We start from the raw sequence: 24,265 nt of genomic DNA, 5'->3' as shown, positions 1-24,265 counted from the left end.
TCGATGAACGTCGACGACACCGAGCGCCGGATCGTCAACGCCCTCCTGGAGGACGGCCGCGCCAGTCCCCGCGACATCTCCGGGGCGACTGGGATCGCGGAACCGACCGTCTCCCAACGGATCGACCAGCTCGAAACCCACGGCGTCATCGAGGGGTACGAGCCCCGCATCGACTACGAGTCGCTTGGCTACGACGTGACGGCCGTCTTCCAGCTGACGATCGACGGCGACGGACTGCCCGGCGTCCCGGAGCGACTCGGCGACGCCGAGCAGATGATCGGCGTCTACGAGGTGACTGGGAGCCACGACGTGGTCGCGATCGGGAAGTTCACGGACACCGCGGCGATGAACGCACGAATCAAGGAACTGATGACCGACGACGACATCACCGCCGTCGAAACGTCGGTCGTGCTCAACACGGTCACGGAGTACGGGCAGTTTCGCGTCGAGAGCGAGTAACGTCGGTCGGCGAGTCGAATTCGCGCCGGTCGACGGGCGAGCCGTCATCGCGACGACGGCCGCCTCCGAGTATCAGACGCTGAAATCCCGGCGGTGCGATTAAGCGAGTGGCTCCCGATTCGAGCGTATGAGCCTGCAAGTCGACGTGCGGAAACTCGACCTCTTCAACAAGATGGCCAAGGAGGGATCGGGCACCGTCGCCGATCACCTCTCGCAACTGACCGGTGTCGACGCCTCGGTGCGAACGTCTCAGATCAACTTTCTCGACATCGGCGACGTCAAGACCCACCTCGGAAACGACGAGCGGATCGGCATCTACGTCGAGTTGACCGAGGCTCCCGGCGGCTACGTGCTGTTCGTCCTCGATCCCGACCACGGCAAGCGCCTGGCGGGACAGATGATGGGTGGTATCCAGGGGGCCGACGAGGGGTTCTCCCAGATGGAGGAGTCGGCGCTCCAGGAGATCGGCAACATCATGACCAGCGGCTTCATCGACGGGTGGGCGAACGTCCTCGACGCGACCATCGACATGACGACGCCGACCCTGCTGGTCGACGACACGGCGACGATCATCGACTCGATGGGTGGGTGGCCCGACTCCGACCTCGTCTTCGTCGTCGACTCACACATCGTCGCCGAGGGGGCGGACATCGACATGACGGTGTACACTTTCCCCCAGCTCGAAGACCTCGTAGCGATGATCCAGGACATCGACCTCGACACCGACGTGGCAGAAGATACGACGGCCAGCGATCTGCTGTAGTATTACCGCTCGTGCGCCCAGACGGCGTCTTCGACGGTGACCTCTTTCTTGAACAGCGGGACCTCGTCTTTGAGCCGGTCGATCCCGTCCTCCACCGCTCGGAACGCCTCGCGGCGGTGGCCCGCAAGAACGACGACGAAGACGATGTCCTCGCCGGCTTCGACGACGCCCGTGCGGTGGTACAGCGCGACCTCGAAGACGCCATCGCGCGCACAGAGGTCGTCGCGGATGGTCGCTAACTTCTCGTCGGCGACGTCCTCGTACTTCTCGAACTCCAGGTACTCCGTCGGCGTGTCGTCGGGGTCGTCACGCTCGCGGACTCGTCCGGTAAACGTCGCGATCGCGCCGGCACGGTCGCTGTCGTTCGCCGCTTTGATCCGTGTCACGAGCGAGCCAAGCGTCTCGTAGGGCTCGCAGTCGTGGAGCGCCTCAACCAGCGCCGCCACGTCCACGTCGCTCGCGGTCTCGCCCGCCGCGAGCCGTCGCCCGGCGTGGTCGCGCCCGCCAAGCGCCACCGTCGGAATCCGCGCCCCGGAGTACCCCTCGACGACGGCGTAGTCGTACGACCGCGCGAGTTCGTCGAGCGTCTCGTCGAGCCCCCGGTCCTCGCCCGTCGCGAACCACGCGTCGTCGGCGAGACCGTAGCTCACCGCCGCGCCGGCCGCCCGGTGGCGGGCGGTGTCCTTGCCCTCGGTGTCCACGTCGGGGGCGTGCGTGCAGTGCTTGATCGTCGCGACGCGGCCCCGCTCGGCCAACCGCTCGCAGACCCGCTCGACGAGGGTCGTCTTCCCCACGTCCGACGGGCCGGCGACTCCCAGAACGTGCATACCGGAACTGACTGCCCGAGCTACCTATACGTTGCCCAGTCTCTCACTGCTCGGGATCGATCGCTAGCAGACGTGACCCCGTGAACGACCACCGACCACGGAAAGCCTCCGGCCCGCTCGCTAGCAGGCGGAGCCAGTGCGATTGCTGGATCGGACGACCACTGAAAGCCCTCGCGTCGTTCCAGTCCCAGGACCCGAACTGCGCGCGCCCACTGTGTTCGCGTGCTTGTTGGGTCCGGGTTCCCGGAACGACGCTCGCCCTTTCATCCGCCAGGCACGTGGACAGTGACACGAGCTACGTCCTGGTGGATGAAAGGGCGAGGCACGGTAGCCGGATCTGCGACGGCACTATTCGACCGCAGGGAGAATATCCGGCACAGATCCGGCTAGCGGCCGAGGGCTTTCGGTCTCCGCACTGCAAGCGTCCAAGCTCACCTGCATACCAGGGCCCCAGAAGCACAAAGCGGTTTGTACGGGCCGGGCGTTGCGGGCGGTATGGACGAGTTCAGTCACGTCGAAGACGACGCGGCACAGATGGTCGACGTCGGCGACAAGGCCGTCGTCGACCGCCGGGCGGTCGCGAGCGGCCGGATCGACCTCGAACCGTCGACGGCCGCGTCGATCGAGACCGGTGCGGTCGTGAAGGGCAACGTGCTGGCGACGGCCCGCGTCGCCGCGATCCAGGCCGTCAAGCGCACCTGGGACGACATCCCGATGTGTCACCCGCTGTCGATCGACGGCGTCACCGTCGACTTCGAGGTCCGCGAGGACGGCGTCGAGAGCAGCGTCGAGGTGTCCTCGACCGGCCAGACCGGCGTCGAGATGGAGGCGCTCAACGGCGTCACCCGCGCACTGTTGACGGTCTGGGACATGGTGAAGTCGGCCGAGAAAGACGACGACGGGCAGTATCCCGACACGCGCATCTCGGACGTGCGCGTGGAAGCGAAAGTCAAGGGGGCGGAGTCGTGAGCGATCACCGCGAGCACGCTGCGGGCGGCCACGGCGAGCACGGCCACCACGATCACAGCCACGACGACCACGACCACCATCACCACGGTACCGACGAGACCCTTGACGTCGCGGTGCTGACGATCTCTTCCTCTCGGTCGAGCGACGAGGACGAGAGCGGCCCGGTCGCGAGCAGGGCGATCGAGGACGCCGGCCACCGCGTCGCCGTCACCGACGTGGTCGCGGACGACGAGGTGGCCATCCGCGAGCGCGTCGAGACGCTGGCGGGCGAGCGTGCCGACGGAGAGACCGTCGACGTGATCGTCACCACCGGCGGGACGGGGTTGACGCCCGACGACGTGACCATCGAGGCGATCCGCCCGCTGTTGGACCCCGAGATCCCCGGCGTCGGCGAGTACTTCCGGCGGCTGAGCCACGAGCAGGTCGGAACCGCCGCCATGCTGACCCGCGCGACGGCCGGGATCGTCGGCGAGACCGCCGTCTACGCGTTCCCCGGGAGCCCCGACGCGATCGCACTGGGCGTCGAGTCCGTTCTGTTGCCCGAGGTCGGCCACGTCGTCGGGCTGGCACGGCGATGAGTTTCGTCCACGCTCGATGCAATTGACCGGCAAAAATATTTAGCAGCTGTGCGTCGAAACGAGTCTGTGAACGTCGAACGCCGTCGCCTGCTCCACTCACTCGCCGGGAGCGCCCTGATTGGTGTCTCTGGTTGTCTCGGTCGTCCCGACGCGTCGAACACGTCGGAATCGCCGACGACGACCGCAACGGAGACACCGTCGCTCTCTTCGCTGTCGTTGACGGGGGCGGTCGAGACGCAATCGACGACCGACCATCCTGCACGAATCTCACTCTCGCTTGCCAATCGAGGCGACAGCGCTGTCACGGTCCACATGGGTCCGACACTCCTGTTTACGGACAACAGTTCTGCCCAGCTCGAATGGGCCGACGCAATTGCGATCGAACCGGCTGGGCGGGGCGCTGAACTCAGCGCCGATCCGGTCCGAGAAGGTGAGTGCTGGCGCGTGCCAGACACGGCTGTGCCGGTCGTCCAGTCATCTCTCGATGCGGTCCCGCTCGGCTCGGACGAGCCCGTAACTGAAACGTACGAGGTGTACACTCCGGGCGTCTCCGGGACGTGCCTGCCATCGGGTCAGTATCGGTTCGAGGACCAGATCTATCTGGAGACCGAAGATCGACCGATCGTTCTCTCGGTCGTGTTGAGCGTCACCGACGACCAGCAGATCCGGTTCCGCTCCGGCGGCGTCTCGCCGCCGTAAACTGTTCGACCACTCACACTCGACAGCATCTGACCGACAGTATCTTTCTGGCCCGGTCCAAAGCTCCGGCCATGAACCACGAGCAGTCGCGAGCGCTGTACGATCGGGCGCTGTCGGTGATGCCGGGCGGCGTCAACTCCTCCGTGCGGGCGACCCAGCCCTACCCGTTCTTCGTCGAGCGCGGGGACGGCGGCCACGTGATCGACGCCGACGGGAACCGCTATCTCGACTTCGTGCTGGGTTACGGCCCGCTCTTGCTGGGCCACGACCTGCCCGAGCCGGTCCAGTCGGCCGTCCAGCAACGCGCCGCCGAGGGACCGATGTACGGCGCGCCCACGGAGGTCGAGGTCGAACTGGCGGAGTTCGTCCGCCGGCACGTCCCCAGCGTCGAGATGACGCGCTTCGTCAACAGCGGCACCGAGGCGACGGTGTCGGCGGTCCGGCTCGCGCGAGCCTACACCGGCCGGGACAAGATCGTCGTCATGCAGGGTGGCTACCACGGCGCACAGGAGTCGACGCTGGTCGAGGGCGAGGGCGACCACACGGCCCCCTCCAGTCCCGGCATCCCCCCGGAGTTCGCCGAGCACACCCTGACGCTGCCGTTCAACGACGCCGAGGCCGCACGGGAGCTGTTCGCCGAGCACGGCGACGACATCGCCGCGGTCCTGACCGAGCCGATCCTGGGCAACTACGGGATCGTCCACCCGGTCGAGGGCTACCACGAGACGCTGCGCGAGCTGTGTGACGACCACGGCTCGCTCCTGATCTTCGACGAGGTCATCACCGGCTTCCGGGTCGGCGGCCTCCAGTGTGCCCAGGGGAAGTTCGGCGTCACGCCCGACCTGACGACCTTCGGCAAGATCGTCGGGGGCGGGTTCCCGGTCGGCGCGATCGGCGGCCGCTCGGAGATCGTCGAGCAGTTCACGCCTGCCGGCGACGTGTTCCAGTCGGGCACCTTCTCGGGTCACCCCGTGACGATGGCCGCGGGCCTGGAGACGCTACGATACGCCGCCGAGAACGACGTGTACGACCACGTGAACGGCCTGGGCGAACGGCTGCGCGCCGGCCTGACGGACATCCTCGCCGATCAGGCACCCGAGTACACCGTCGTCGGCACCGACTCGATGTTCAAGGTGGTGTTCACCCGCGACGCCGACGGCACGCAGGCCGGCGGCCCCTGTGACGCCGGCTGTAGGCAGGATCCCGACTGTGAGCGCTTCGACACCTGCCCGAAGACCGGGGCGGACATCAAGCGCGCCGAGACCGAGCGCTGGCAGCGCCTGTTCTGGCCGGCGATGAAAGAGCGGGGCGTCTTCCTCACGGCCAACCAGTTCGAATCGCAGTTCGTCTGTGACGCCCACACGGAGGCGGACATCGACGAAGCGCTGGAAGCGTACAAGGAAGCTCTGTAGCTACTCCTCGCTCTCTCCGCTGCCGGGCTCGCCGTCGTCGGTCGTCCCGCTCTCGTCAGCGCTCGTCTCGACGACTGCTGGCGAGTCGTCTGGACGCTCTGGCTCGGCACTCATCGCTCCCGAGACGAACCGCCGAGTCCGACGGACGCCGCCGACGAGCACGAGGCCGAAGGCCGCCAGGGGCAACAGCGAGAGCCCGATCGGGATCGCGTAGCCGAAGAAGACGACGACGTACTTCACCGCCGTCAGGCCGCCGTAGAACGCCTCCATGAACGCGTCGTCGAAGCCAAACGAGGACCGGTAGTTCTCGGGTGGCTGCTCGCCCACCGGCTCGTGGGCGTCGATCCGGATCGTCGACATGGCCTCCTGGCGCTCGAGGGAGGCCTGTTGCTGGCGGAGGGTTCGCAGCTCGTCGCGCACGTCTCGGAGGTCGGTTCTGATCTCGCTGGCCTCCTCGCTGTCGTTGGCCCGGGTCAGCAGGCTTTCGAGAGCCTGCTCTTCCTGCTGGAGATCATCGATGCGGGCCGCGCGGTCGTTGTACTGGTCGGTGAAGTCCTGGACCGAGACCGACTCGTCCTCGACGTGGCCAAGCGCCGCGAGGTCGTCACGGGCCTCGGAGAAGTTCTCGGGGGGCACCCGGACCGTGATCTGGCCCTCGTCCCAGTCGCCACGGGAGTTCTGCGAGCGGTCGCCGACGTAGCCGCCGTGGGCCGCGGCGATCTCGCGCGTCGAGCGAAACGCCCGCGTGAAGTTGTCGACCCGCAGGTCCATCCGGGACTCGCGGACGATCACGCGATCGCCGTCGGCGTCGTAGTAGCTGCCGACGCCGCCACCGCCGCCACCGCCGCTGGCGTCGTCGGCCGACTGCATCCCCAGCTCGGAGCCGCCGCCGTCGGCGGTGTTTTGGGCACCCGAACAGCCGGCGACGGCGACGAGGACGACGACGGCCAGCAGCGCGATCTGTCGTCTGGTCACGGGTATTGTTGGCATGGTTCGTCAGATCGTACGACGGACGGTCGCATCAAGGCCCTGAACGGTGAAAGGCCGCTTTGAGTCACGTCGCGGCGTCTCCCCGCGACCGACGCCCGCGTACTTCGAGAGTCCGAGGCCCGTCCGTCACACCGCCGGTCCCGAATCGGTGAGGCGGTAGCCTTTCCAGCCGACCCGACCAACCCCCGCTCATGAGCGACGACGACATCGCCCTCGACGAGAAGCGGATCTACGAGGAGCGCCGCGAGGAGACCCACGCCTACGTCGCCTGCGAGATGGGCGTGGCGACGGTGGCGCTCTCGGACGACCAGATCGGCCGGTTCGGGCTCGAACACCAGTGTACGGCCCGCGACATCGCCGCCGATCGGGGCCGTCTCGCGGTCGCGACCGCGGAGGACGTGCTGGTCGGCAGCGACGAGGGGTTCGAGAGCACGGAGTTCGGCCCGGCGACGGCGGTCGGCGTCGGCGAGCGCGTCGTCGCCGCCAGCGAGGATGGGACGCTCGCCCGACTCGACGGGGACGAGTGGGTGACACTGGGCGCTGTCGAGGAGGTTCACGCCGTCGACGGCGACCTCGTGGCGGCCACGGACGGCTGCTTCCGGATCGACGGCGACGACCTCGTCGCGCTGGGCGGGGACGCCGTCCGAGACGTGGCCGCCGCTGGCCCCTACGCCGGGACCGCCGACGGCGTCGACCGCCTCGCCGACGGCTGGACGACCGAGCTGGCCGGCGACGCGACCGTCGTCTCGGCCGAGCGCGACGGCGACCGCGCACACGCAGTCGTCGACGGCGACTTCTTCGCACGCGCCAGCGGCGAGTGGACGGCCGTCGACCCGACCGTGTCCGGGATCGTCGACGTCGCCTACGCCGCTGCGACGGTGACCGTCACCGACGACGGCACCGTCGCGATCGACCCGGTGACCGCGAAAGACGGCGCACCGGAGTGGCGCTCGCGTGCGCTCGGGCTGGCCGGCGTCACCGGCGTCGCCGTGCCGTAGCTCGCCGGACCGGCCTCTCTGGGAACCGAAAAGGGGTTTAGCGCGGCCGGTAGATGGGCGAACATGATCATCCCCGGTTCGGAATCGCAGGCGTTCGCGGCGGCGCTGGCCGACGCGAGCGGCGAGTCACTCGGGCGCGTCGAGTACGAGGACTTCGCAGACGGCGAGTCTGTCGTGCGCGTCCCCGACGAGATCGACCGGGCGGTCGTCGTCGCCTCGACGGTCTCCGATCACGCACACGTCGAACTGCTCCAGCTGCAAGACGCCGCCCGCGAAGCCGGTGCCGACGAGGTCCTCACCGTCCTGCCGTACATGGGATACGCCCGCCAGGACGAGGCGTTCCGGACCGGCGAACCCGTCTCCTCGCGTGCGATGGCGCGCGCCATCTCGTCTGGCACCGACCGCGTGCTGACGGTCAACCCCCACGAGGACACCGTCTGTGAGTTCTTCGACGTGCCCGCCGAACCGGTCGACGCTGCCGGCGTCCTGGCCGACCCGCTGCCCGCGGACCTCGACGAGCCGCTCTTTCTCTCGCCCGACGAGGGAGCCGTCGACATCGCGACGACCGTCCGAGACGCCTACGGGCGCGGGACCGTCGACTACTTCCAGAAGGATCGGAACTACGACACCGGCGCGGTCGACGTCTCGCCCAGCGACGCCGCGGTCGCCGACCGGGACGTGGTCGTTGCCGACGACATCATCGCCACCGGCTCGACGATGAGCGAGGCCGTCGGCGTGTTGAACGACCGGGGTGCCGGCCGGGTCTTCGTCTCCTGTGTCCACCCCATGCTGGCGGCCAACGCTCAGACGAAGCTGGCGAGTGCCGGCGTCGAACGAGTGTACGGCACCGACACGATCGAGCGGGCCGTCAGCGACGTCAGCGCCGCGAGCGCCGTCGCCGAGCGGCTGTAGTCCTCACCACGCCGCCTCGTCGGCTGGCGCTCGTGCCGTCGTGATCGTCTCCGTGTGCTCTTCGCTCCTCGAACAGCCGGCAGCCTCAACCGGCCGTCGGCGTCGCTGTCGCCGTCGTCACGTTCTCCGGCCAGCGGGCTCGGACCCACTCCGGTGGCTGGACCGTCGTCTCGCCGACGGCGCTGTACCGGTAGCGATAGTCGATCCGCTCGCGGTTGCTGCCGATCACGTCCTCGTAGCTGACCGACAGCGAGCGGACGAACCCCGAGGGGGCCACCAGCGCCTCGACGCTGTAGTTGCTGATATCACCGGTCACGGGGAGCGAGTCGGTCGTCCCAGTGATCCGGTAGTACCGCTTCCCGTCGACCGTGGTCGCCGCGACGGTGGCCGACCCGATCGCGAGATAGCGGCTGATCGCCACTTCGGGCTGGTGGCCGTAGCGTGCCGTGGCGTTCGTCGCCACCGCCGTCGAGTAGGTGAAGCCGGCGCGACTCACGTCCCGACGGTAGCGCGTCTCGCCCTCGGTGTACCCCGAGGTGTTGACCGGCCGCCACGAGGTCGACAGCTCGTACCGATAGCGACGTTCGTGTTCGACCCACAACCGCGTGTCGACGCGCTCGGATTCGTTCGTCCCGGCGGGACTCGCGCGCTGGTGTTCCTGCCAGACGTACGAGCGCTCCCGGATCGCCGCCCTGTGGGCTCGGGCGAGCCGGTCGGCGTCGACGATCCGGGCTCCCCCAACTCCCGGTGCGATCGCGCTGCCGGTCGACTCGGTAGCGGGCGGTTCGGGGACCGGTGCCGGCGTCACCGTCGTCTCCGTGGACGTGCCGACCAGCCCCCCACAGCCGGCCAGGAAGGCGACGGCGACGACCGCGAGCAGCCCCAGACGCATACCCACAGTTAGGTAGCGAGGTCCATAATCACACCGCCCGACTCCACGATCGTGTTCAGATAAGAGACGCGGCGTGGTGGCGTTCAGGTACCGAAAGCCCTCTCGCGCAGTTGCGGTCCCGCGACTCGTTGCGCTCCGCGTGCTTGCGTCGTCGGGGTTCCCGAAAAGGCCGGCCGGCTATAACGTGACGGCGGAGCCGTCACGCAGCACTCGCCCTTTCATCCGCCAGGACGTAGCTGGTGGCACTGTCCACGAGCCTGGTGGATGAAAGGGCGAGGCGCGGTAAGCGGATCTGCGCCGGCACTATTCGACCGGCGGGAGAATATCCGGCACAGATCCGCTTAGCGTGCCGAGGGCTTTCGGTGTGTTCGCTCCAGTTTGGCTCGCTTATCTGAACACCGCCGCCTCCACGAGGCGGAGCCGTCGCTCACCGACGAGAAAAAACGGAGAAGTTTGGAGCTTAGAACGGCGCTTCGGGACCTTCGTCGTCGTCCCCGATCTCGCCGCCCCGCGAGTCGCCGGGCATCGACGGGCTGGCTCCGCCGGCCATGCCCTCACTGCCTTCCATGCCCGTGTTGGCGTGGACCGTGTCGATCTCGGGGATCTCCTTCGTCATGCGGGTCTTGATCGCCTGGATCGTCATCGGCGAGATCCCACAGCCCGAACAGGCACCGCCGAGCTGGATCGTGACAGTCCCTTCCTCGCGGTCGATGTTCTGGATCGCCGCCGAGCCGCCGTGCATCTGGATCTGCGGGAAGTTCCGGCGCAGGAAGTTCGTGATGCGCTCCTCGAGGTCGTCGCCGCTTTCGGTCTCCGTGCTCATAGTGTCTACACGTGGGTGCCCCGCCTGCTTAGACCTTTGGACTGACCCGTTCGGACTCGGGCAGAGAGCCCTACAAAAGCGGACTGGAGCGCCCTAGCCGTTGTAGATCGCGGTCTCGACGCCGTCGTCGACCGCGACGCCGGCCGCACAGACGGCGTGTTCGAACTCGTGGTCGTACAGCTCGCGGGCGATGCCCGCCGGGTCGGTCGCTGCCAGGTCGAACGCCTCCGGGCTGTCCTTCTCGTAGGTCGCGACCAGCGTCGGCTCGGTGACCTCTTCGACCAGTAGCGCGTCCCGGCGGACCGTCCCGATGACGCCGCCGTGGCCCTCGGCCCGCGTCGTGGGGTCGTCGGGATCGACGCCGACGATGCCGGCGATGCGCGGGGTGTCGTAGTCGTCTTTCTCGAAGTCAAGCGCCAGCAGCGACTCGGCGACGGCGTCCCGCGCGGGGTAGCCAAGTGCCAGCTTCTCCGCGATCGGATCGACGTGAGAGCCGTTGCCGACGACGACACCCCGGTCGGTCTCCCGTACGGCGTTGTACGAGATGTAGGGGTTGTCGGTCTCGGGAGCGTCCTCCGTGGGGCCGACCGTGATCGTGCCGTCACGGTCGAGTGCTCTCCTGTTCGGGAACGATCGCGACGAGACGCGGTACGCGCCGACCTGCGGGCCGACGACGACGAACCGTCCAACGTACATACGCGTCAGTTCGGCGGTCGAAGTAAGGAGGTGTCGATTTTGCCCGTCACCGGCCGAACAGCCAGTGGCCGACTCCGAGGACGATACCGTAGAGGGCCAGTCCGGCCAGCAGCGTCGGATCGAGCCACGGGAACGGCGGGGCCGTGGCTCCGACCGCTCCGAGCCAGGCCGGGAGCGCCACCGCGGCGACGAGCCACAGCGCGACGCTGTATCCGATCCCGAGGACGACCGTCGTCGAGAGGGCCTGTCGCCCGGCCGCCGTGCTAAAGAGGATGCCGGCCGCGGCGCTGGCAGCTCCGAGCACGAGCCAGCCCACGGCCGTCCCGCTGGCCCAGAGCAGCGCGGAGAACGTCTCGGAGAGCACGGTCGGCGCGGTGAGTGTCAGAAACACGCCCGCGCCGAGACCGCCGATCAGCCCGGCTGCCAGCCCGCGAAGCCAGGTCGGCGAGACGGTCGGCGTCCGGGTGCGGGCGGCGCTCGGGTTGGGTCTCTCCGATGCCATGGCTGTCACCAGACCGTGGCCACCCCTATACGGCTCGATCGTTCACGCGATAACCCGGGCGTATTCGCTCCGCCACGGCGGTACGCTCGTCCTTCTCCGTCCGGAGTCACCGCCGTTATGCCGTTCGAACCCCTCGCTGTGGACGATGATCGAGGGGCTTGACGCCGACGTGGTCGGGACCGACGCGGCCGCGACACGACGGGACGAGATCGTCGCCGCTGTCACCGACCACGCGAGTGAGATCGCCCGCGAACTCGCACGCCTCCAGGGCGGCGACTACGGACAGGCGACCTTCGAGACCGACGCCGCCTCCTGGACCCTGAAATACGAGGCCGGCGACGTGCAGTATCTCCGCTACGAACGAGGTGGTCGCGAGATCTACGTCGTCTCGACCCAGCAACCGCCCGCTCCGGGCGCGCTGGCGACGGCGCTGTCGGACTACGACGCGTTCGTCGCGGCGTTCAACGAGCACGTTCGATCGCTCGACGGCGTCCTCGACGACGTGACGACCGAGTTCCCCGAGGTCGCCACCGTCGACGACGTGGTCGCCACACGCCAGGCGATCCTCTCGGAGCTCCGGGAGGTCGCCGACGCCATGGCTCAACAGCTCTACCGCTACAGCGGCGACAGCTACGGCACCTTCACGACCCGGATCGACGGCTCGCGCTGGGAACTCAACTGGGAGGAAGGCCGGGCGGACTACCTCCGGGTCGGCGGCGAGGGCGGCGTCTACCTCCTCTCGCAGTACCAGCCGCCTGACGCTCGCGACCTGCGAGCCCACGCCGACGACGTACCGGGGTTCGTCGAGGCGTTCAACGACCACGTCCGCGAAATCTCGGAGTCACTGGAAACGGTGTCGCTGTAGTCGCACCCCTCGCGATCGGATGGCAGACGGTCACACAGAGCCGTCTCGTCCGTAACACTGATATGCGACTGCCGGATACGATGGGGTACACAGTCCATTGGGGTAGTGGCCAATCCTGAAGCCTTCTGGGGGCTTCGACCCTGGTTCGAATCCAGGATGGACTATTCCTGCGGCGAGCACATTCGCGAGCCGCGCAATCGTCGACGGAGTGGATTCGAACCCTGTCAGTCGCGCGCAGCGCCGGCGATCACGGCCACCGCTTCGGGCTCTTGGTCGCTTCGAGCACCCATCTCTTTGGCACCGGCCGACGACGCTGCGCGTATGCAACCGACCCACGTCCTCGTGCCACTCGACGGGTCGCCCCTCTCGGAGGCGGCGCTGGCCCACGCGCTTTCCGTCTTCGACTGTCCGATCACGGTCCTGAACGTGGTGACACCGATCGACGCGTCGATGAGCGAGAGCGGCGTCATCGAGCGAGACGACCGCGAGGCCGAGGCCCGCGAGTACGCCGACGAGGTAATTGACGAAGCCCAGCAGCGCGCGACCGAGTACGACCAGCCCATCGAAACCGTCGTCGAGGAGGGCGACCCCGCCGAGACCATCGTCGACTACGCCGACGAGCACGACGTGGACCAGGTCGTGATGGGCGGTCACGGCGGCGACGCCAGCGACCTGACCCAGCGCCTGCTCGGGACGGTCGCCACGGCGGTCGTTCGAGAAGCGCCGGTGACGGTGACTGTCGTTCGGTGATCTGGTGTCGGCTCTTTGTGAGTCTGTAACGCTTCTTCAGACACAGAGGCGAATCATCGAAAGCCCTCGCATCGTTCGACCGTCTGGGGCTCGCTTCGCGCCCTGGCCTTCGGCCTGGTGCTTACGTCGCCCGGGACGGATCGAACGACGCTCGCCATTTCACCGTCTTCGGCTTGATACCGTCGGTCGCATCTCTGCGGACTCCCTCACCTGATCCCGAGCACCGTCGAGAGCAGTCGATAGAGGCCGAAACCGATGGCGATGCTCGTGACGAGCGTGATCACCCAGAACGCCAGCGTGACGCCGATCTTTCGCCTGGAAACGCCCGCCGAGCCGCCGGCCAGCCCCCCGCCGATCACGCCGGAGATGATGATGTTGTTGAAGGAAATCGGAATGCCGAGTGCGATGGCGGCCTGTGCGATGATGAAACCGGGGACGAGCGCGGCGATCGACCGGCGGACACCGAGCTGGGCGTACTCGCGCGAAGTCGCCTGTAGCAGCCGCGGCGCGCCCATCCACGCCCCGCCGAGGATACCGGCGGCTCCGAGTCCCAGCAGGAGGATCCCCGGCAGTCCGAGTTCGACGCCGTAGAGGTTCTCCAGTGGCCCGGTCGCCAGTCCGACCTGACTGCCGCCACTGGAGAAGGCGACGACGCTGCCAAGCACGACGAGGAAGGTCTTGATCCCGCGGTCGACCGAGGCCTGGGTGCGGCGGCGGATCCACTGGAAGCTCGCCGCCGCCACCACCAGCGTGAACGCGACGACGCCGAGATCGAGACCGCCGACGATCGGCGTGGGCACCTGTCGCGCCAGAAATCCGGCGACGGAACCCTGCTGGACGCCGGGCGGTGTCGGGACGATACTGAGCTGGACGTTCGCGACGATCCCGCCGACGATGGCCGCGAGCAGCGGGACCCCGACCGTCTCGGGGATGTCGTCACGGCGCAGGATCGTCGCCGTGAGATACGCCAGGCCGCCCGAGACGGGCGGTACGAGGAGCCAGAACGTCCCGATCCGTCGGTAGGTGGCCATCGCGGGGTCACCCTCAAGCGAGAGGCCGACGCCGACCATCGCGCCGGTCGTCGCGAAGGCGGCGGGGACGGGATAGCCCGAGTAGACGCCGAAGGCCATGAACGCACTCGCAGTGAGTAGCCCCGCCGTCGCCGCAAGCGAGGAGATCTCGACGCCGTCGATGAGCCCCGAACCGACGGTCTCTGAGATCGCGCCACCCTGTGTCAACGCTCCGAGGGCGGCGAGGATGCCGATGAGGAAGGCCGCTCGCATCGTCGAGATGGCGTTCGCACCGATCGCGGGCGCGAACGGCGGCGAGTTGCTGTTCGCACCGAGAGCCCACGCGGTCACGAGGCTCGTCAGCGAGGCGAGTCCGACCAGCGACCAGAACGCGATCCCGGTCATCGATTCCGGTCCATGCCGGCCGTTCGACGGGCACTCTCAAAAGCGTTCGCGCCGGGATCGTCGCTCGCTACTGCTCGTGGTACGGACCGGCTCGCACCGTGGCTGCGAGATCACGGACCTGGTCGCGGGTGAAGCCGTCCTCGGCCTCGGCGAACAGCGCCTCGACCTCCTCGCGTTCGAGCTTGACCGCGTCGGGCTGTTCGACGGCGTCGACGGTCCGTTCGCGGAGTTCGCGGATCGTCCCGAGTGCCAGCAGGTAGGGCAGCGCCGTCGCTTCCAGGAGACCGCCGTTGTCTCCTTCCGGGACCGTCGAGAGGTATCGTTGGGCACCGTGTGCGTAGTCGGCGGCCTGGTCGACGACGCGGCCGACGACGCGGGCGACCGCGGTCGAGTGCTCGGGTTCGGCGACGGCCTCGTGGTCGAGGTCTTCCTCGGCGAGCCACTCGCCGGGGAGGTAGACGTTGTTCTCCTCGTCCCAGTCGGCGCGAACGTCCTTGGCGATGTTGACCAGCTGGAGCAGGAGTGCGAACGCGCGGGCGTCTTCGGGGTCTGGCGTGGGGTCGTCGGGATCGGCTCGGGCGGCCTGGAGGTTCATGAACAGCTGGCCGACGGTGCCGGCGACGTACCAGCAGTACTCTTCGAGTTCGTCCAGCGTCTCCAGACGGAGGCCGCCGCTGTCTTCGTGGCGGCGCAGGATGTCCGCCATCCCGGTTGCCATCTCGCGGGTGATCGAGCGCATCCCGTCCTGGACCGGGTCGGGAAACGACCGCCAGAGGCGGACGATGCGGTCGGTCTGGCCGAGGACGGCCCAGTCGTCGCCTCCGTCGGCCGGCGTCTCCGGCTCGACGGCCGCCAAAAAGTCCTCGACGGTCGTCTCGTCGTCTTCGGCCAGCATCGCGTCGAAGGTCTCTAAGAGCTCGGCGCGGCGCTGCATCGGAATCGTCGGTTCGTCCTCGATCGTGTCCGCGGTCCGGCAGAGGAGATAGCCGGTACAGACCCACTCCGTCATCGGCTCGTCCAGCAACTCGACACTCAGCGCGAACGTCCGGGAGACCGACTGGACGGCCTCGAACGCCCAGGTCCGATCGTCAGCCAGCGTCGCCTGCTGCGGCACTCCGGTCATTGTGAGTATACTCCGGCTCGGTGTACAAAAAAGGCCGCCCAACAGATGGAGCCAACCTCGCGTTCGCCGTCACCGACGGCGTTGTGCTGTCCTATTCATCACGAAAGATAGTCTGGGTTATCGTTCGTCGATTCCCACCCCTCGATGTCACGCCCTCGCTGGCAGAACAGTGATGGTGCCACCCTCCCACCTTCCGGGCAAGGATGGCGAACCGCTACAACCACGCCCGCGTCCAGGAGTACTGGCAACACGTCTGGGACCGCGAGGGCGTGTACGAACTCGACGACGCGGCGATCGACCGCGGCGAGGGGACCTACGTGCTGGGGATGTTCCCCTACACGTCGGGCTCGCTGCACATGGGCCACATCCGCAACTACGCGATCACCGACGCCGTCGCCCGCTACCGGCGGATGAACGGTGCGGACGTGCTCCACCCGATGGGGTGGGACGCCTTCGGGCTCCCGGCGGAGAACGCCGCCTACGAGCGCGACACCGACCCGGAGTCGTGGACGCGAACGTGCATCGAGCAGATGCGCGACGAACTCGAACGGATGGGGTTTGGCTACGACTGGTCTCGCGAGATCACCACCTGCGATCCGGAGTACTACCGGTGGAACCAGTGGCTCTTTACCCGCTTCTACGAGAACGACCTCGTCGAGTACACCGGCGCAGCGGTCAACTGGTGCCCGGACTGCGAGACCGTCCTGGCCGACGCACAGGTCGACGAGGGCGACGGTCCGGCCGACGTGCGCGACGACACGCCGGGACACGCCGACGGCGAGGGGGTCTGCTGGCGCTGTGGCACCGCGGTCGAGACACGCGAACTCGACCAGTGGTTCTTCACGATCACCGACTACGCGGACGAACTCGCGGACGGCCTGGACGACCTCGACGGGTGGCCCGACAGCGTCCGCGAGATCCAGCGCAACTGGATCGGCCGCCGCGAGGGTGCCGAGATCACCTTCGAGATCGACGGCGAGCCGATCGACGTGTTCACGACCCGGCCCGACACCGTCTTCGGAGCGACGTATCTGGCGCTCGCGCCGGGCCACGAGGTCGCCCGCGAACTCGCCCAGCACGCGTCCTCGGGAGCGAGCGATGCGGTCGCCGACTTCCACGACCGGGCCGCAGACGGCCGGGCCGAGGGAACGGCCGGCGTCGACACCGGGCTCACCGCGACGAACCCGGTCACCGGCGAGGCGATTCCCGTCTACGTCGCCAGCTACGTCCTCTCTGACGTGGGGACGGGTGCGGTGATGGGCGTGCCGGCCCACAACGATCGCGACCACGCCTTCGCCACGGCACACGACCTCCCGGTCGAGCGAGTCGTCGCGCCCAACGACGCCGAACGCGGAGCGCGCAACGGCGACGACCTCCCGTACACCGACGAGGGGATGATCGTCGCCGACGGGGCCTACGAGGGGCTGGCGAGTGCGGCCGCCCGCGAGCGATTGCTCGATCACGACGCCGTGACGGCGGCGACGACCTACCGGCTCCGGGACTGGCTCATCTCTCGGCAGCGCTACTGGGGGACGCCGATCCCGATGGTCCACTGCGAGGACTGTGGCGCGGTGCCGGTGCCCGACGAAGACCTCCCCGTCGAACTCCCCGAGTTCGTCCAGACCACGGGGAACCCACTGGCCGCGAGCGACGAGTTCGTCCAGACGACCTGTCCCGACTGTGGCGGCCCCGCCCAACGCGAGACCGACACCATGGACACCTTCGTCGACTCCTCCTGGTACTTCCTGCGGTACCTGAACCCCGACCTCTCGACGGCCCCCTTCGAGAACGAGGTCGCCGACGACTGGCTCCCGGTCGACGTGTACGTCGGCGGCGACGAGCACGCGGTGCTCCACCTGCTGTACATTCGCTTTTTCACCCGCGCGCTGGCGGATCTGGGCCTGCTCGATCGGCGCGAACCCGTCGACCGGCTGGTCAACCAGGGGACGGTGTTGCACGGCGGCGAGAAGATGTCCAAGTCGAAGGGCAACGACGTAGCCCCCCACGAGTACGGCGCAGAGACGACGCGGCTGTTCGTCCTCTCGGCGGCACACCCCGGCCAGGACTTCGAGTGGACGGCGACGGACGTGAGCAACGCCTACGAGTTCCAGCAGGACGTGTACCGGATGGTGCTGTCGTTCACCGACGGTGCCGGCGGTCGGACCGAGAGCAGACCGCACGACGCCTACCTCGAACGGGAGATCGACCGAACAATCGCCGCCGTCACCGACGAGTACGACCGCTTTCGCTTCCACCGGGTCGTCACCGAACTCCAGCAGTTCGCCCAGTTGCTGCGACGCTATCGCGAGTACGAGACGCCGTACCGCTTCGCGTACAGCCGGGGGCTGCGCGTGCTGGCGAAACTGCTCGCGCCGCTCGCTCCCTATCTGGCAGAGGAGCTGTGGTCCGCGCTGGACGGCGAGGGGCTGATCGCCGGTGCCGACTGGCCCACGCCGCTGCACGACAGTCCCGACTATCGCACCGAGCGCGAACTCGTCCGGACGACGCTCGCGGACGTGCGCGAGATCACCGACGTGGTCGAGATCACCGATCCCGACGAGATCGAACTCGTCGTCGCGCCCGACTGGAGCTATCGCGCCTACGAGATCGCTCGCGAGGTGAGCCAGGAGCCAGAGTCGACCGCGAGCGAGGGTGGTCCCAGCTCTCGGGACGGCAGTACACCCGCGGGACAGCCGGCAGACGGGGCAGTCGTCGGTCGTATCATGGACGCCGACGCCGTGCCCGGCACCGAAGCGGCAGCCGACTACGCGGCCGAGCTGGCCGACCGTTCTGGCGGGTTCGAGCCGGTGCTGGCTCCAGACCGGGAACTGACGGTGCTGGAACAGGCGTCGTGGCTGTTCGCCGAGGAGTTCGACGCGGACGTGGTCGTCAGGCGGGCCGACCCCGACGGCGAGCAGGCCCACAGAGCCCGGCCGAACAAGCCCGCGATCCACATCACGTGATCGGTCCGCAGTGGGTCTCGTTTCTGTTGGTGTAGCTATAAGACGCTGGCACCCCACGGTTCTCGTATGGCCTTCGACAACGTCACGCTGTTCGAGATCAACGTCGCGGACCCCCTGGGAGACGAGCCGACCGACACCGAACCCGCGAGCGAGCCGGACGAACCGGTCGCCGACTCGGCGACGGCGGACACGGGCGGCAATCTCTGGCTGCGCGTTCTCGGGCTCGTCGCCGCTGTCGCGACGGTCGGGCTGGCGGTCCGCTGGCTCCGCCAGCGCCGGAGCGAGGCCGAGTCCGACTACGAGACCGAGGAGATCGAGCCCGGCGTCGAGCGCGTCGCGGTCTGACACTGCCGGCCGTCACCTCTCGGAGTGCTTCGCCGCTACGGGCGGCGGAACTGTCGGTCGATACACAGCCGACAGCCCGAGAACAGCCGCGCCTTTTTCCCCGCTTCTCTCGAAGCGCCTCGCATGCCGACGCTGGCTTCGACCCATCTGACGAACCGCTACCGCGTCCAGCCCAACCACGCCAACAACTACGACACCGCCCACGGTGGGATCGTGATGAAGTGGCTCGACGAGATCGGCGCGATGTCGGCGATGCGCTTTGCCGGCCACCCCTGCGTGACCGCCAGGATGGACGGCCTGAACTTCCGTCGCCCGATCCCCGTCGGCGACACCGCGCTCACGGAGGCGTACGTCTACGACTCCGGGCGGACGAGCGTTCGCGTCCGCGTGCGCGCCGAACGGGAGAATCCGACGACCGGCGAGACGGAGGTCACGACCGAAGGTCACTTCGTCTTCGTCGCGCTCGACGACGGCGAGCCGACCGGCGTCCCCGAACTCACGGTCGAGACCGACGCCGAACGCGAACTGCGGGACGCGGCGCTCGCCGACGCCGAGACCGACGGGAACGGTTCCTGATACTGCCGGCTGTCACTGTTTCGAGATATTCGCGACCACGGGGTCGCAACGTTCGTTACAGACGTACAGCCGGCAGTATGACCGGTCCCCGCGTTACCGGTTCGCCCGGTGTGCTCGATCGACTGCGTCCAGAAGCGTCGTCCGGTCGGGGTGGAAGGCGAGGTGTGACTCACAGTCGCAGTCGGAACTCCCGAACTCGCGGACGCGGCTGCCGGCGACGGCGTCGGCGACCGCACACTCGATGTCGACGCCCGCCGAGCGGACGACGTGATCGAGCTGGGTCCCGGGCGCGCCCAGCAGGTAGTCGACGTGCCAGTGACGCACGTCGTGTTCGCCCGCCGCGACGCGCTCGTGACGGTCGACGCGGCTGAAGCCGCCGCTGCCCAGTGCGCTCCCGGTGTAGGCGTACCACCCCGACGGGAACGACAGCGACCCGAGCGCGCCCACTTCGAGGGGGCCGCCCTCGGTCCGCTCGATCAGGAGAGTGTAGGTGCCGCCCGCGTCGGTCTCTTGCTCGCCGGTCACGCCCCGATCGCTGGGTCCGCCGCGAAGCTGTCGAACCCTTCGAGGCGGTACTCTCGGGAGTCGGTGCAGTCGTCGTTCTCCGCCGCGAGGTGGCCCACCAGCCAGTCGTAGGCGTGGACGAACGCCTCGTCGGGCGCGTCGGCGAACTGCTGCTCGACGGCGTCGGCGGTCAGTTCCTCGTCGTAGTCCTCGCGGAAGGCCGCGAGCTTCTCGGCGGCGGTCGCCGCGGTCGCTTCGTCTGCTCCTGCCGCTTCGAACACTGCCTGCACGTCGTCGGCAAACTCGCTCATGTCCGAACGGTGGCCGCCTGGCCCCGTATGCGTTCTGCTTCTGGCCCGCACCGACAACTTTTGTACGGGGACGATCGAATCGGATCCATGACAGACAACGAGTGGGACGGGGCGCGATACGACGACGCGGCCGACTTCGTGACCGACCACGGCGACAGCGTCGTCGACCTGCTCGACCCGCGACCCGGCGAGCGCATCCTCGATCTGGGCTGTGGGACCGGCCACCTCACGGCGACCGTCGCCGACGCGGTCGGCAGCGAGGGCGACACACTGGGGATCGACGCGTCGAGCGAGATGATCGCGGAGGCACGCGCGGCCCACCCCGACCTGCGGTTCGACTGCGTCGACGCGACGGCCTTCCAGGCAGATGGGGCGTTCGACGCAGTGTTCTCCAACGCGGCGCTGCACTGGATCGACGACCAGGACGCCGTCGCCGAACGCGTCGCCGCGGCGCTCGCTCCCGGCGGCCGTTTCGTCGCGGTGCGAGACGAGTCCGCCTCTCGCCAGACCTAACCCGTCGCTCGCCCATCTGTCGGTATGAGCGAGACGAACGTGCTGGGCGAGCCACTCGAACCGTGCAGCACCGACCCGGAGACTGGCTTCGAGCGAGACGGCTGCTGTGGCGAGCACCCGCAGGACCGCGGCCGCCACGAACTGTGTGCGGTGATGACCGACGAGTTCCTACAGTTCAGCAAACGGCAGGGCAACGACCTCGTGACGCCGCGCCCGCAACTGAACTTTCCCGGGCTGGAGCCGGGCGACCGCTGGTGTCTCTGTCTGGGCCGGTGGGTCGAGGCCCTCCAGGCGACGCGCCGCGAGCAACTGCCCGAGACGACGGTGCCGCCGGTGGTGCTCGACGCGACCAACGAGGCCGTCCTGGACACGGTCGACCTGGAGACGCTGGAAGCCCACGCGTACGATCGGTGAGCGCTGTGGTGGCCCCGTCGCACCGCCGTCCGACTGTGACACAGAGTCCTATCGGCGAGAAAAGAGTCGCAGGCGGCAGCCTCAGTCGTCACTCGCGGCCATCTCGTCGTCGACGAGGCTCTCGCCCTCGACCAGGAGCCGTTCGAGGAGGTACTCTTCGATGCCCGCGAGTGCGATCTCGGTCGGCGCGTCCTCGCCGAGGATCACGTCGTGGGACTGGGCTCCCTCGATGGCCGACCGGAACACCGCGGCGAACCGCTCGGGGTCCACGTCGTCGCGGAACTGGCCCTGCTCGATGCCCTCCCGGACGATGTCGGCGATCAGATCGCGGATGTGTCGGTCGTTGTGGACCTGCTGGGCACGCAGCGCCTCGTCGTAGGGGGCCTGTGCGCGCAGCCCCAGCAGCGCCATGTGTACGTCGTCGGGCCCCTCGCTGTCGTCTCCCTCGACGACGATCTCGGTCATCCGCAACAGCTGTTCCATCGGGTCGGCCTCGCTGTCCTCGTCGAACTCCTGCAGGAAGTTCTCCAGCAGGTGCTCCATGAACGAGACGATCAGGTCCTCCTTCGAGTCGTAGTGGTAGTGCAGCAGTGACTTGCTCTTCTCGAACTCGTCGGCGATCGACTGCATCGTCAGATCCGCATAGCCGTGCTTGCAGAGAGCCGCAAACGTGGCCTCCATGATGTCGTCGTCGGTGGTCATTGTTGACTGACTATCCAGTCAGGGGGCAAGAAACTGTCGCTCCCGAAGCCGCGTGAAATTAACCGCTGCTCCGTCGGCGTGCGCTTAAATACGTCGAGACCGACCGACCGAGTAATGGTAGGCTCGAACGCCAAAGGGGACCGCCGCGAGCGCGAACTCGTCAACGCCTTGGACGAGGCTGGTTTCGCGGTGATGCGCGCGCCGGCCAGTGGCTCGGCGACCGAACGGGAACTGCCGGACGTGCTGGCCGGCGACGGCGAGCAGTTCTACGCCGTCGAGGCGAAGTCGAGCGCGGGTGACCCGATCTACCTCGACGGCGAGGAGGTCGAGGCGCTGCTCTTTTTCGCCCGGAACTTCGGCGCGAAGCCACGGATCGGCGTGCGATTCGACCGCGAGGACTGGTTTTTCTTCCACCCCGGCGACCTCTACGTCACCGACGGCGGGAACTACCGCGTCAAGAAGGAGACGGCGCTGGCCGAGGGCACCGACTTCGACGAGTTCGTGGGCCACAGCGAGAAGGTCACGCTGGCCGAGATCGGCGACGACGACGGCCCGGATCAGGCGACGCTGGACGTTCTGGCGGCACTCGACCGGGGCGATCTAAGCGTCGAAGACGCGGCGGAGATGCTTTAACTGGAGAACGTCGTCAACTCGACCCCGCGTTCGCGTGCGGCCTCGATGACGAACGCGACCCGCTCGGGCGGGACCGTCTCCCAGGCGGTGTGGCCCGCCAGGATGCCCAGCCCGCCCCGAGCCGCGACGCTGTCGAGGTACGTCTCGATCTCGGCCCGCCGGAGGTGACTCCGTTCGAGGTAGCACCGCTGGTAGCTCGTCGGCGGGGTGCCCGGCCGGTTCGGCAGTGACCGCACGGCGGCGTTGGGGAGCACGTCGTACGTCTCGGCGGCCAGCGCCCACGCTCGCGGGTCGGCCGCGTCGTAGGGGAACACGAAGCCGTCGGGATCGTACCCCAGCCGGTCGAACGCCGAGCGAACGCCGACGATCTCGTCTCTGAGCGTCGCTTCGGTCGGGCGCACCACCGCCTCGTCCCCGTCGAACGCGGCGTCGATCTCGCCCTCGACGCCGAGGGTGACCGCCGCCTCGCCGACAGCGAGTGACTCTCCCAGCGTCACCGTCGTCGTCCGGTTGCCGTCGGTCAGCTCGTAGCGATCGCCCGCGAGAACGCCGTGTTCCTCGCCGGGGAACACGTGCCCGGCGGCGACGGTGAGCCGTTCGTCGCCGCTGGTCACGTCGGCCGTGAGGTGGTGGGCCTGCAGGTAGCGGTGACGGCTCCCGTGCGAGCAGATCTCACAGCCGGCCTCGGCCAGCGCGGCGAGCTGTTCGGTGGTGAGGTGGTCGTCGTCGCCCAGCCACTCGGGCACGACCGCCACCGCCGCGGGCGCGTCGTGAGCGCGCAACACGGGCAAGAGCTGTTCGTAGTCCGTCGCGTAGCCGTCGTCGAAGACGAGAACGAGCTGGCCGTCTGGCATGCCCTTTCGTTTCGAACTACCGGGGATAAGTGTTGCTCGCGAGCGAGAGCGCCACACGTTTATGACCCGTGACGGGGCCAGGGGCGTCCGTGCACACCTTCCGTGACCTGGCGACGGCGGCGTACTGTCCGCGAAAGCTCTACTACCGACGGCGCGACGGCGAGCCGACGATCCCCGACGGCGTCGAGGACGTGCGACAGCTGGCCTTCGACTACGACACACTCCGGTCGGTCGACGCGGCGCTGCTCGCCGCCCCCATCGAGGTCTCGCCCGGCACCTACCGCGAGCGGCTCGGGCGGCTCGCGCGGCGGCTCGACTACTGGGACGGCCTCGTCGATCCGCCGCGACGGGACGCTCTCCTGACCGGCCGAGAGTGTCGTGGGATCGCCCACAAGGTGCTCGAAGCGCCGCTCGTCCCGTCGCTGGTCTTCGCCGGTGAGCCGCCCGACGAGGGGGTCTGGGAGCCCCAGACCGTCCGGCTCGTGGCCGCGGCCAAGGCCCTCGCCTGGGAGCACGAGACGACGGTCGAACGGGCCGTCGCCGAGTATCCGGCCTACGGCGTCGTCCGCGAGATCGACCTGACGGTCAGGCGGAAAGCGGCCTACCGGAAGGCCGTCAGGACGGCGGAGACGATCGACGGCCCGCCCTCGCGTGTCGACAGCGATGCGAAGTGTGCCCCCTGCGAGTACCGCGAGACGTGTGGCACGACGACCCGCTCGCTGGCGAGCATGCTCTCGTAGGAGTCGGGCGTCGGCAGACGCGACGACGGTCGAGCGG

29 protein-coding genes and 1 tRNA gene are annotated in these 24,265 nt (G+C 68.3%); 18 read left to right on the top strand and 12 right to left on the bottom strand.

The window, feature by feature from the left end:
• The first annotated feature begins 3 nt into the window (after window positions 1-3).
• A complete protein-coding gene (locus tag AC5FRZ_RS01125; RefSeq protein ID WP_493565068.1) occupies window positions 4-459 on the top strand; it encodes a winged helix-turn-helix transcriptional regulator in 456 nt (151 codons plus the stop codon).
• 127 nt (window positions 460-586) lie between these two features.
• Window positions 587-1,222 carry a chemotaxis protein CheC gene (locus AC5FRZ_RS01120; RefSeq protein WP_153552064.1) on the top strand — a complete coding sequence of 212 codons (636 nt, stop codon included), beginning with the start codon at window positions 587-589 and terminating at the stop codon, window positions 1,220-1,222.
• A 2-nt stretch (window positions 1,223-1,224) separates the two neighbouring features.
• On the opposite strand, the gene AC5FRZ_RS01115 is transcribed toward AC5FRZ_RS01120, so the two are convergent.
• On the bottom strand, window positions 1,225-2,049 hold the full coding sequence (locus AC5FRZ_RS01115) for a molybdopterin synthase (protein ID WP_493563646.1): 825 nt from the start codon (window positions 2,047-2,049) through the stop codon (window positions 1,225-1,227).
• A gap of 495 nt (window positions 2,050-2,544) precedes the next feature.
• Between AC5FRZ_RS01115 and moaC the strand changes: the two genes are divergently transcribed.
• The 4 genes from moaC to hemL all read left to right on the top strand — a co-directional run bounded on the left by moaC (window position 2,545) and on the right by hemL (window position 5,707).
• Window positions 2,545-3,018, top strand: a complete 474-nt coding sequence (moaC, locus tag AC5FRZ_RS01110; protein WP_170093023.1) for a cyclic pyranopterin monophosphate synthase MoaC — start codon at window positions 2,545-2,547, stop codon at window positions 3,016-3,018.
• Window positions 3,015-3,596 carry a MogA/MoaB family molybdenum cofactor biosynthesis protein gene (locus AC5FRZ_RS01105; RefSeq protein ID WP_493563645.1) on the top strand — a complete coding sequence of 194 codons (582 nt, stop codon included), beginning with the start codon at window positions 3,015-3,017 and terminating at the stop codon, window positions 3,594-3,596. Before moaC ends, AC5FRZ_RS01105 begins: the two co-directional genes overlap by 4 nt.
• Window positions 3,597-3,662: 66 nt before the next feature.
• On the top strand, window positions 3,663-4,295 hold the full coding sequence (locus tag AC5FRZ_RS01100; RefSeq protein ID WP_493563644.1) for a DUF8130 domain-containing protein: 633 nt from the start codon (window positions 3,663-3,665) through the stop codon (window positions 4,293-4,295).
• A 71-nt stretch (window positions 4,296-4,366) separates the two neighbouring features.
• Window positions 4,367-5,707 (top strand): glutamate-1-semialdehyde 2,1-aminomutase, encoded by a 1,341-nt coding sequence (gene hemL / locus AC5FRZ_RS01095; protein WP_372479954.1) that lies wholly within the window; start codon window positions 4,367-4,369, stop codon window positions 5,705-5,707.
• Here hemL and AC5FRZ_RS01090 read toward each other — a convergent pair whose 3' ends face one another.
• Window positions 5,708-6,697, bottom strand: a complete 990-nt coding sequence (locus AC5FRZ_RS01090; RefSeq protein WP_493563643.1) for a DUF4349 domain-containing protein — start codon at window positions 6,695-6,697, stop codon at window positions 5,708-5,710.
• A 191-nt stretch (window positions 6,698-6,888) separates the two neighbouring features.
• On the opposite strand from AC5FRZ_RS01090, the gene AC5FRZ_RS01085 reads away from it, so the two are divergent.
• Window positions 6,889-7,695 carry an HVO_0234 family beta-propeller protein gene (locus AC5FRZ_RS01085; RefSeq protein WP_493563642.1) on the top strand — a complete coding sequence of 269 codons (807 nt, stop codon included), beginning with the start codon at window positions 6,889-6,891 and terminating at the stop codon, window positions 7,693-7,695.
• Window positions 7,696-7,758: 63 nt separating this feature from the next.
• Entirely contained in the window at window positions 7,759-8,607 is an 849-nt protein-coding gene (prs, locus tag AC5FRZ_RS01080; protein WP_493563641.1) for a ribose-phosphate diphosphokinase, read from the top strand.
• An 85-nt stretch (window positions 8,608-8,692) separates the two neighbouring features.
• Here the strand turns inward: prs and AC5FRZ_RS01075 are convergent, their stop codons facing one another.
• The 4 genes from AC5FRZ_RS01075 to AC5FRZ_RS01060 form a co-directional block, all read right to left on the bottom strand.
• The gene (locus AC5FRZ_RS01075; RefSeq protein WP_170093017.1) at window positions 8,693-9,499 is read right to left on the bottom strand and encodes a hypothetical protein; all 807 of its coding nucleotides are present in this window, start codon (window positions 9,497-9,499) and stop codon (window positions 8,693-8,695) included.
• A 460-nt stretch (window positions 9,500-9,959) separates the two neighbouring features.
• Window positions 9,960-10,322 carry a NifU family protein gene (locus AC5FRZ_RS01070; protein ID WP_493563640.1) on the bottom strand — a complete coding sequence of 121 codons (363 nt, stop codon included), beginning with the start codon at window positions 10,320-10,322 and terminating at the stop codon, window positions 9,960-9,962.
• A gap of 93 nt (window positions 10,323-10,415) precedes the next feature.
• Window positions 10,416-11,018, bottom strand: a complete 603-nt coding sequence (locus tag AC5FRZ_RS01065) for an IMP cyclohydrolase (protein ID WP_208627472.1) — start codon at window positions 11,016-11,018, stop codon at window positions 10,416-10,418.
• 46 nt (window positions 11,019-11,064) lie between these two features.
• Window positions 11,065-11,520 carry a hypothetical protein gene (locus AC5FRZ_RS01060; RefSeq protein WP_170093014.1) on the bottom strand — a complete coding sequence of 152 codons (456 nt, stop codon included), beginning with the start codon at window positions 11,518-11,520 and terminating at the stop codon, window positions 11,065-11,067.
• A 145-nt stretch (window positions 11,521-11,665) separates the two neighbouring features.
• Here AC5FRZ_RS01060 and AC5FRZ_RS01055 point away from each other — a divergent pair, with 145 nt between their 5' ends.
• The 3 genes from AC5FRZ_RS01055 to AC5FRZ_RS01045 all read left to right on the top strand — a co-directional run bounded on the left by AC5FRZ_RS01055 (window position 11,666) and on the right by AC5FRZ_RS01045 (window position 13,135).
• Entirely contained in the window at window positions 11,666-12,385 is a 720-nt protein-coding gene (locus AC5FRZ_RS01055; RefSeq protein ID WP_208627470.1) for a profilin-fold protein, read from the top strand.
• Window positions 12,386-12,476: 91 nt separating this feature from the next.
• Window positions 12,477-12,549: transfer RNA gene (locus AC5FRZ_RS01050), tRNA-Gln, on the top strand.
• A gap of 157 nt (window positions 12,550-12,706) precedes the next feature.
• Window positions 12,707-13,135, top strand: coding sequence for a universal stress protein (locus AC5FRZ_RS01045; RefSeq protein WP_493563639.1), 429 nt, complete (start codon window positions 12,707-12,709; stop codon window positions 13,133-13,135).
• A 206-nt stretch (window positions 13,136-13,341) separates the two neighbouring features.
• Here the strand turns inward: AC5FRZ_RS01045 and AC5FRZ_RS01040 are convergent, their stop codons facing one another.
• Entirely contained in the window at window positions 13,342-14,550 is a 1,209-nt protein-coding gene (locus tag AC5FRZ_RS01040) for an inorganic phosphate transporter (protein ID WP_372479964.1), read from the bottom strand.
• A gap of 67 nt (window positions 14,551-14,617) precedes the next feature.
• The gene (locus AC5FRZ_RS01035) at window positions 14,618-15,673 is read right to left on the bottom strand and encodes a phytoene/squalene synthase family protein (RefSeq protein ID WP_493563638.1); all 1,056 of its coding nucleotides are present in this window, start codon (window positions 15,671-15,673) and stop codon (window positions 14,618-14,620) included.
• A 203-nt stretch (window positions 15,674-15,876) separates the two neighbouring features.
• On the opposite strand from AC5FRZ_RS01035, the gene leuS reads away from it, so the two are divergent.
• From leuS to AC5FRZ_RS01020, 3 genes are all read left to right on the top strand, one after another.
• Window positions 15,877-18,636 carry a leucine--tRNA ligase gene (leuS, locus tag AC5FRZ_RS01030; protein WP_493563637.1) on the top strand — a complete coding sequence of 920 codons (2,760 nt, stop codon included), beginning with the start codon at window positions 15,877-15,879 and terminating at the stop codon, window positions 18,634-18,636.
• Between the two features lie 66 nt (window positions 18,637-18,702).
• Complete coding sequence (locus tag AC5FRZ_RS01025) at window positions 18,703-18,981, top strand: hypothetical protein (RefSeq protein WP_493563636.1); 279 nt, start codon at window positions 18,703-18,705, stop codon at window positions 18,979-18,981.
• A gap of 123 nt (window positions 18,982-19,104) precedes the next feature.
• The gene (locus tag AC5FRZ_RS01020; RefSeq protein ID WP_153552083.1) at window positions 19,105-19,557 is read left to right on the top strand and encodes an acyl-CoA thioesterase; all 453 of its coding nucleotides are present in this window, start codon (window positions 19,105-19,107) and stop codon (window positions 19,555-19,557) included.
• A gap of 93 nt (window positions 19,558-19,650) precedes the next feature.
• On the opposite strand, the gene AC5FRZ_RS01015 is transcribed toward AC5FRZ_RS01020, so the two are convergent.
• Both AC5FRZ_RS01015 and AC5FRZ_RS01010 read right to left on the bottom strand, forming a co-directional pair.
• Complete coding sequence (locus AC5FRZ_RS01015) at window positions 19,651-20,082, bottom strand: GIY-YIG nuclease family protein (protein ID WP_493563635.1); 432 nt, start codon at window positions 20,080-20,082, stop codon at window positions 19,651-19,653.
• Window positions 20,079-20,372 carry a WNWW family protein gene (locus AC5FRZ_RS01010; protein ID WP_153552085.1) on the bottom strand — a complete coding sequence of 98 codons (294 nt, stop codon included), beginning with the start codon at window positions 20,370-20,372 and terminating at the stop codon, window positions 20,079-20,081. The genes AC5FRZ_RS01015 and AC5FRZ_RS01010 overlap by 4 nt, the downstream gene beginning before the upstream one ends.
• A gap of 87 nt (window positions 20,373-20,459) precedes the next feature.
• Here AC5FRZ_RS01010 and AC5FRZ_RS01005 point away from each other — a divergent pair, with 87 nt between their 5' ends.
• Together AC5FRZ_RS01005 and AC5FRZ_RS01000 are read left to right on the top strand one after the other, a co-directional pair.
• A complete protein-coding gene (locus tag AC5FRZ_RS01005; protein ID WP_493563634.1) occupies window positions 20,460-20,885 on the top strand; it encodes a class I SAM-dependent methyltransferase in 426 nt (141 codons plus the stop codon).
• Window positions 20,886-20,909: 24 nt separating this feature from the next.
• A complete protein-coding gene (locus AC5FRZ_RS01000) occupies window positions 20,910-21,299 on the top strand; it encodes a DUF2237 family protein (RefSeq protein WP_208627461.1) in 390 nt (129 codons plus the stop codon).
• Window positions 21,300-21,380: 81 nt separating this feature from the next.
• On the opposite strand, the gene AC5FRZ_RS00995 is transcribed toward AC5FRZ_RS01000, so the two are convergent.
• A complete protein-coding gene (locus tag AC5FRZ_RS00995; protein WP_170093003.1) occupies window positions 21,381-22,001 on the bottom strand; it encodes a TetR/AcrR family transcriptional regulator in 621 nt (206 codons plus the stop codon).
• 114 nt (window positions 22,002-22,115) lie between these two features.
• Here AC5FRZ_RS00995 and hjc point away from each other — a divergent pair, with 114 nt between their 5' ends.
• Window positions 22,116-22,634, top strand: a complete 519-nt coding sequence (hjc, locus tag AC5FRZ_RS00990) for a Holliday junction resolvase Hjc (RefSeq protein WP_153552089.1) — start codon at window positions 22,116-22,118, stop codon at window positions 22,632-22,634.
• Here hjc and AC5FRZ_RS00985 read toward each other — a convergent pair.
• Window positions 22,631-23,488 (bottom strand): polysaccharide deacetylase family protein, encoded by an 858-nt coding sequence (locus AC5FRZ_RS00985; RefSeq protein ID WP_493563633.1) that lies wholly within the window; start codon window positions 23,486-23,488, stop codon window positions 22,631-22,633. The genes hjc and AC5FRZ_RS00985 overlap by 4 nt on opposite strands.
• Before the next feature lie 89 nt (window positions 23,489-23,577).
• Between AC5FRZ_RS00985 and AC5FRZ_RS00980 the strand changes: the two genes are divergently transcribed.
• Window positions 23,578-24,228: a hypothetical protein gene (locus AC5FRZ_RS00980; RefSeq protein ID WP_170093000.1), complete on the top strand. Its 651-nt coding sequence runs from the start codon at window positions 23,578-23,580 to the stop codon at window positions 24,226-24,228.
• Window positions 24,229-24,265: the final 37 nt, after the last annotated feature.

Source organism: Halomicrobium sp. HArcht1-1, assembly GCF_058933285.1.
This window is presented reverse-complemented; position numbering and strand designations above follow the sequence as displayed.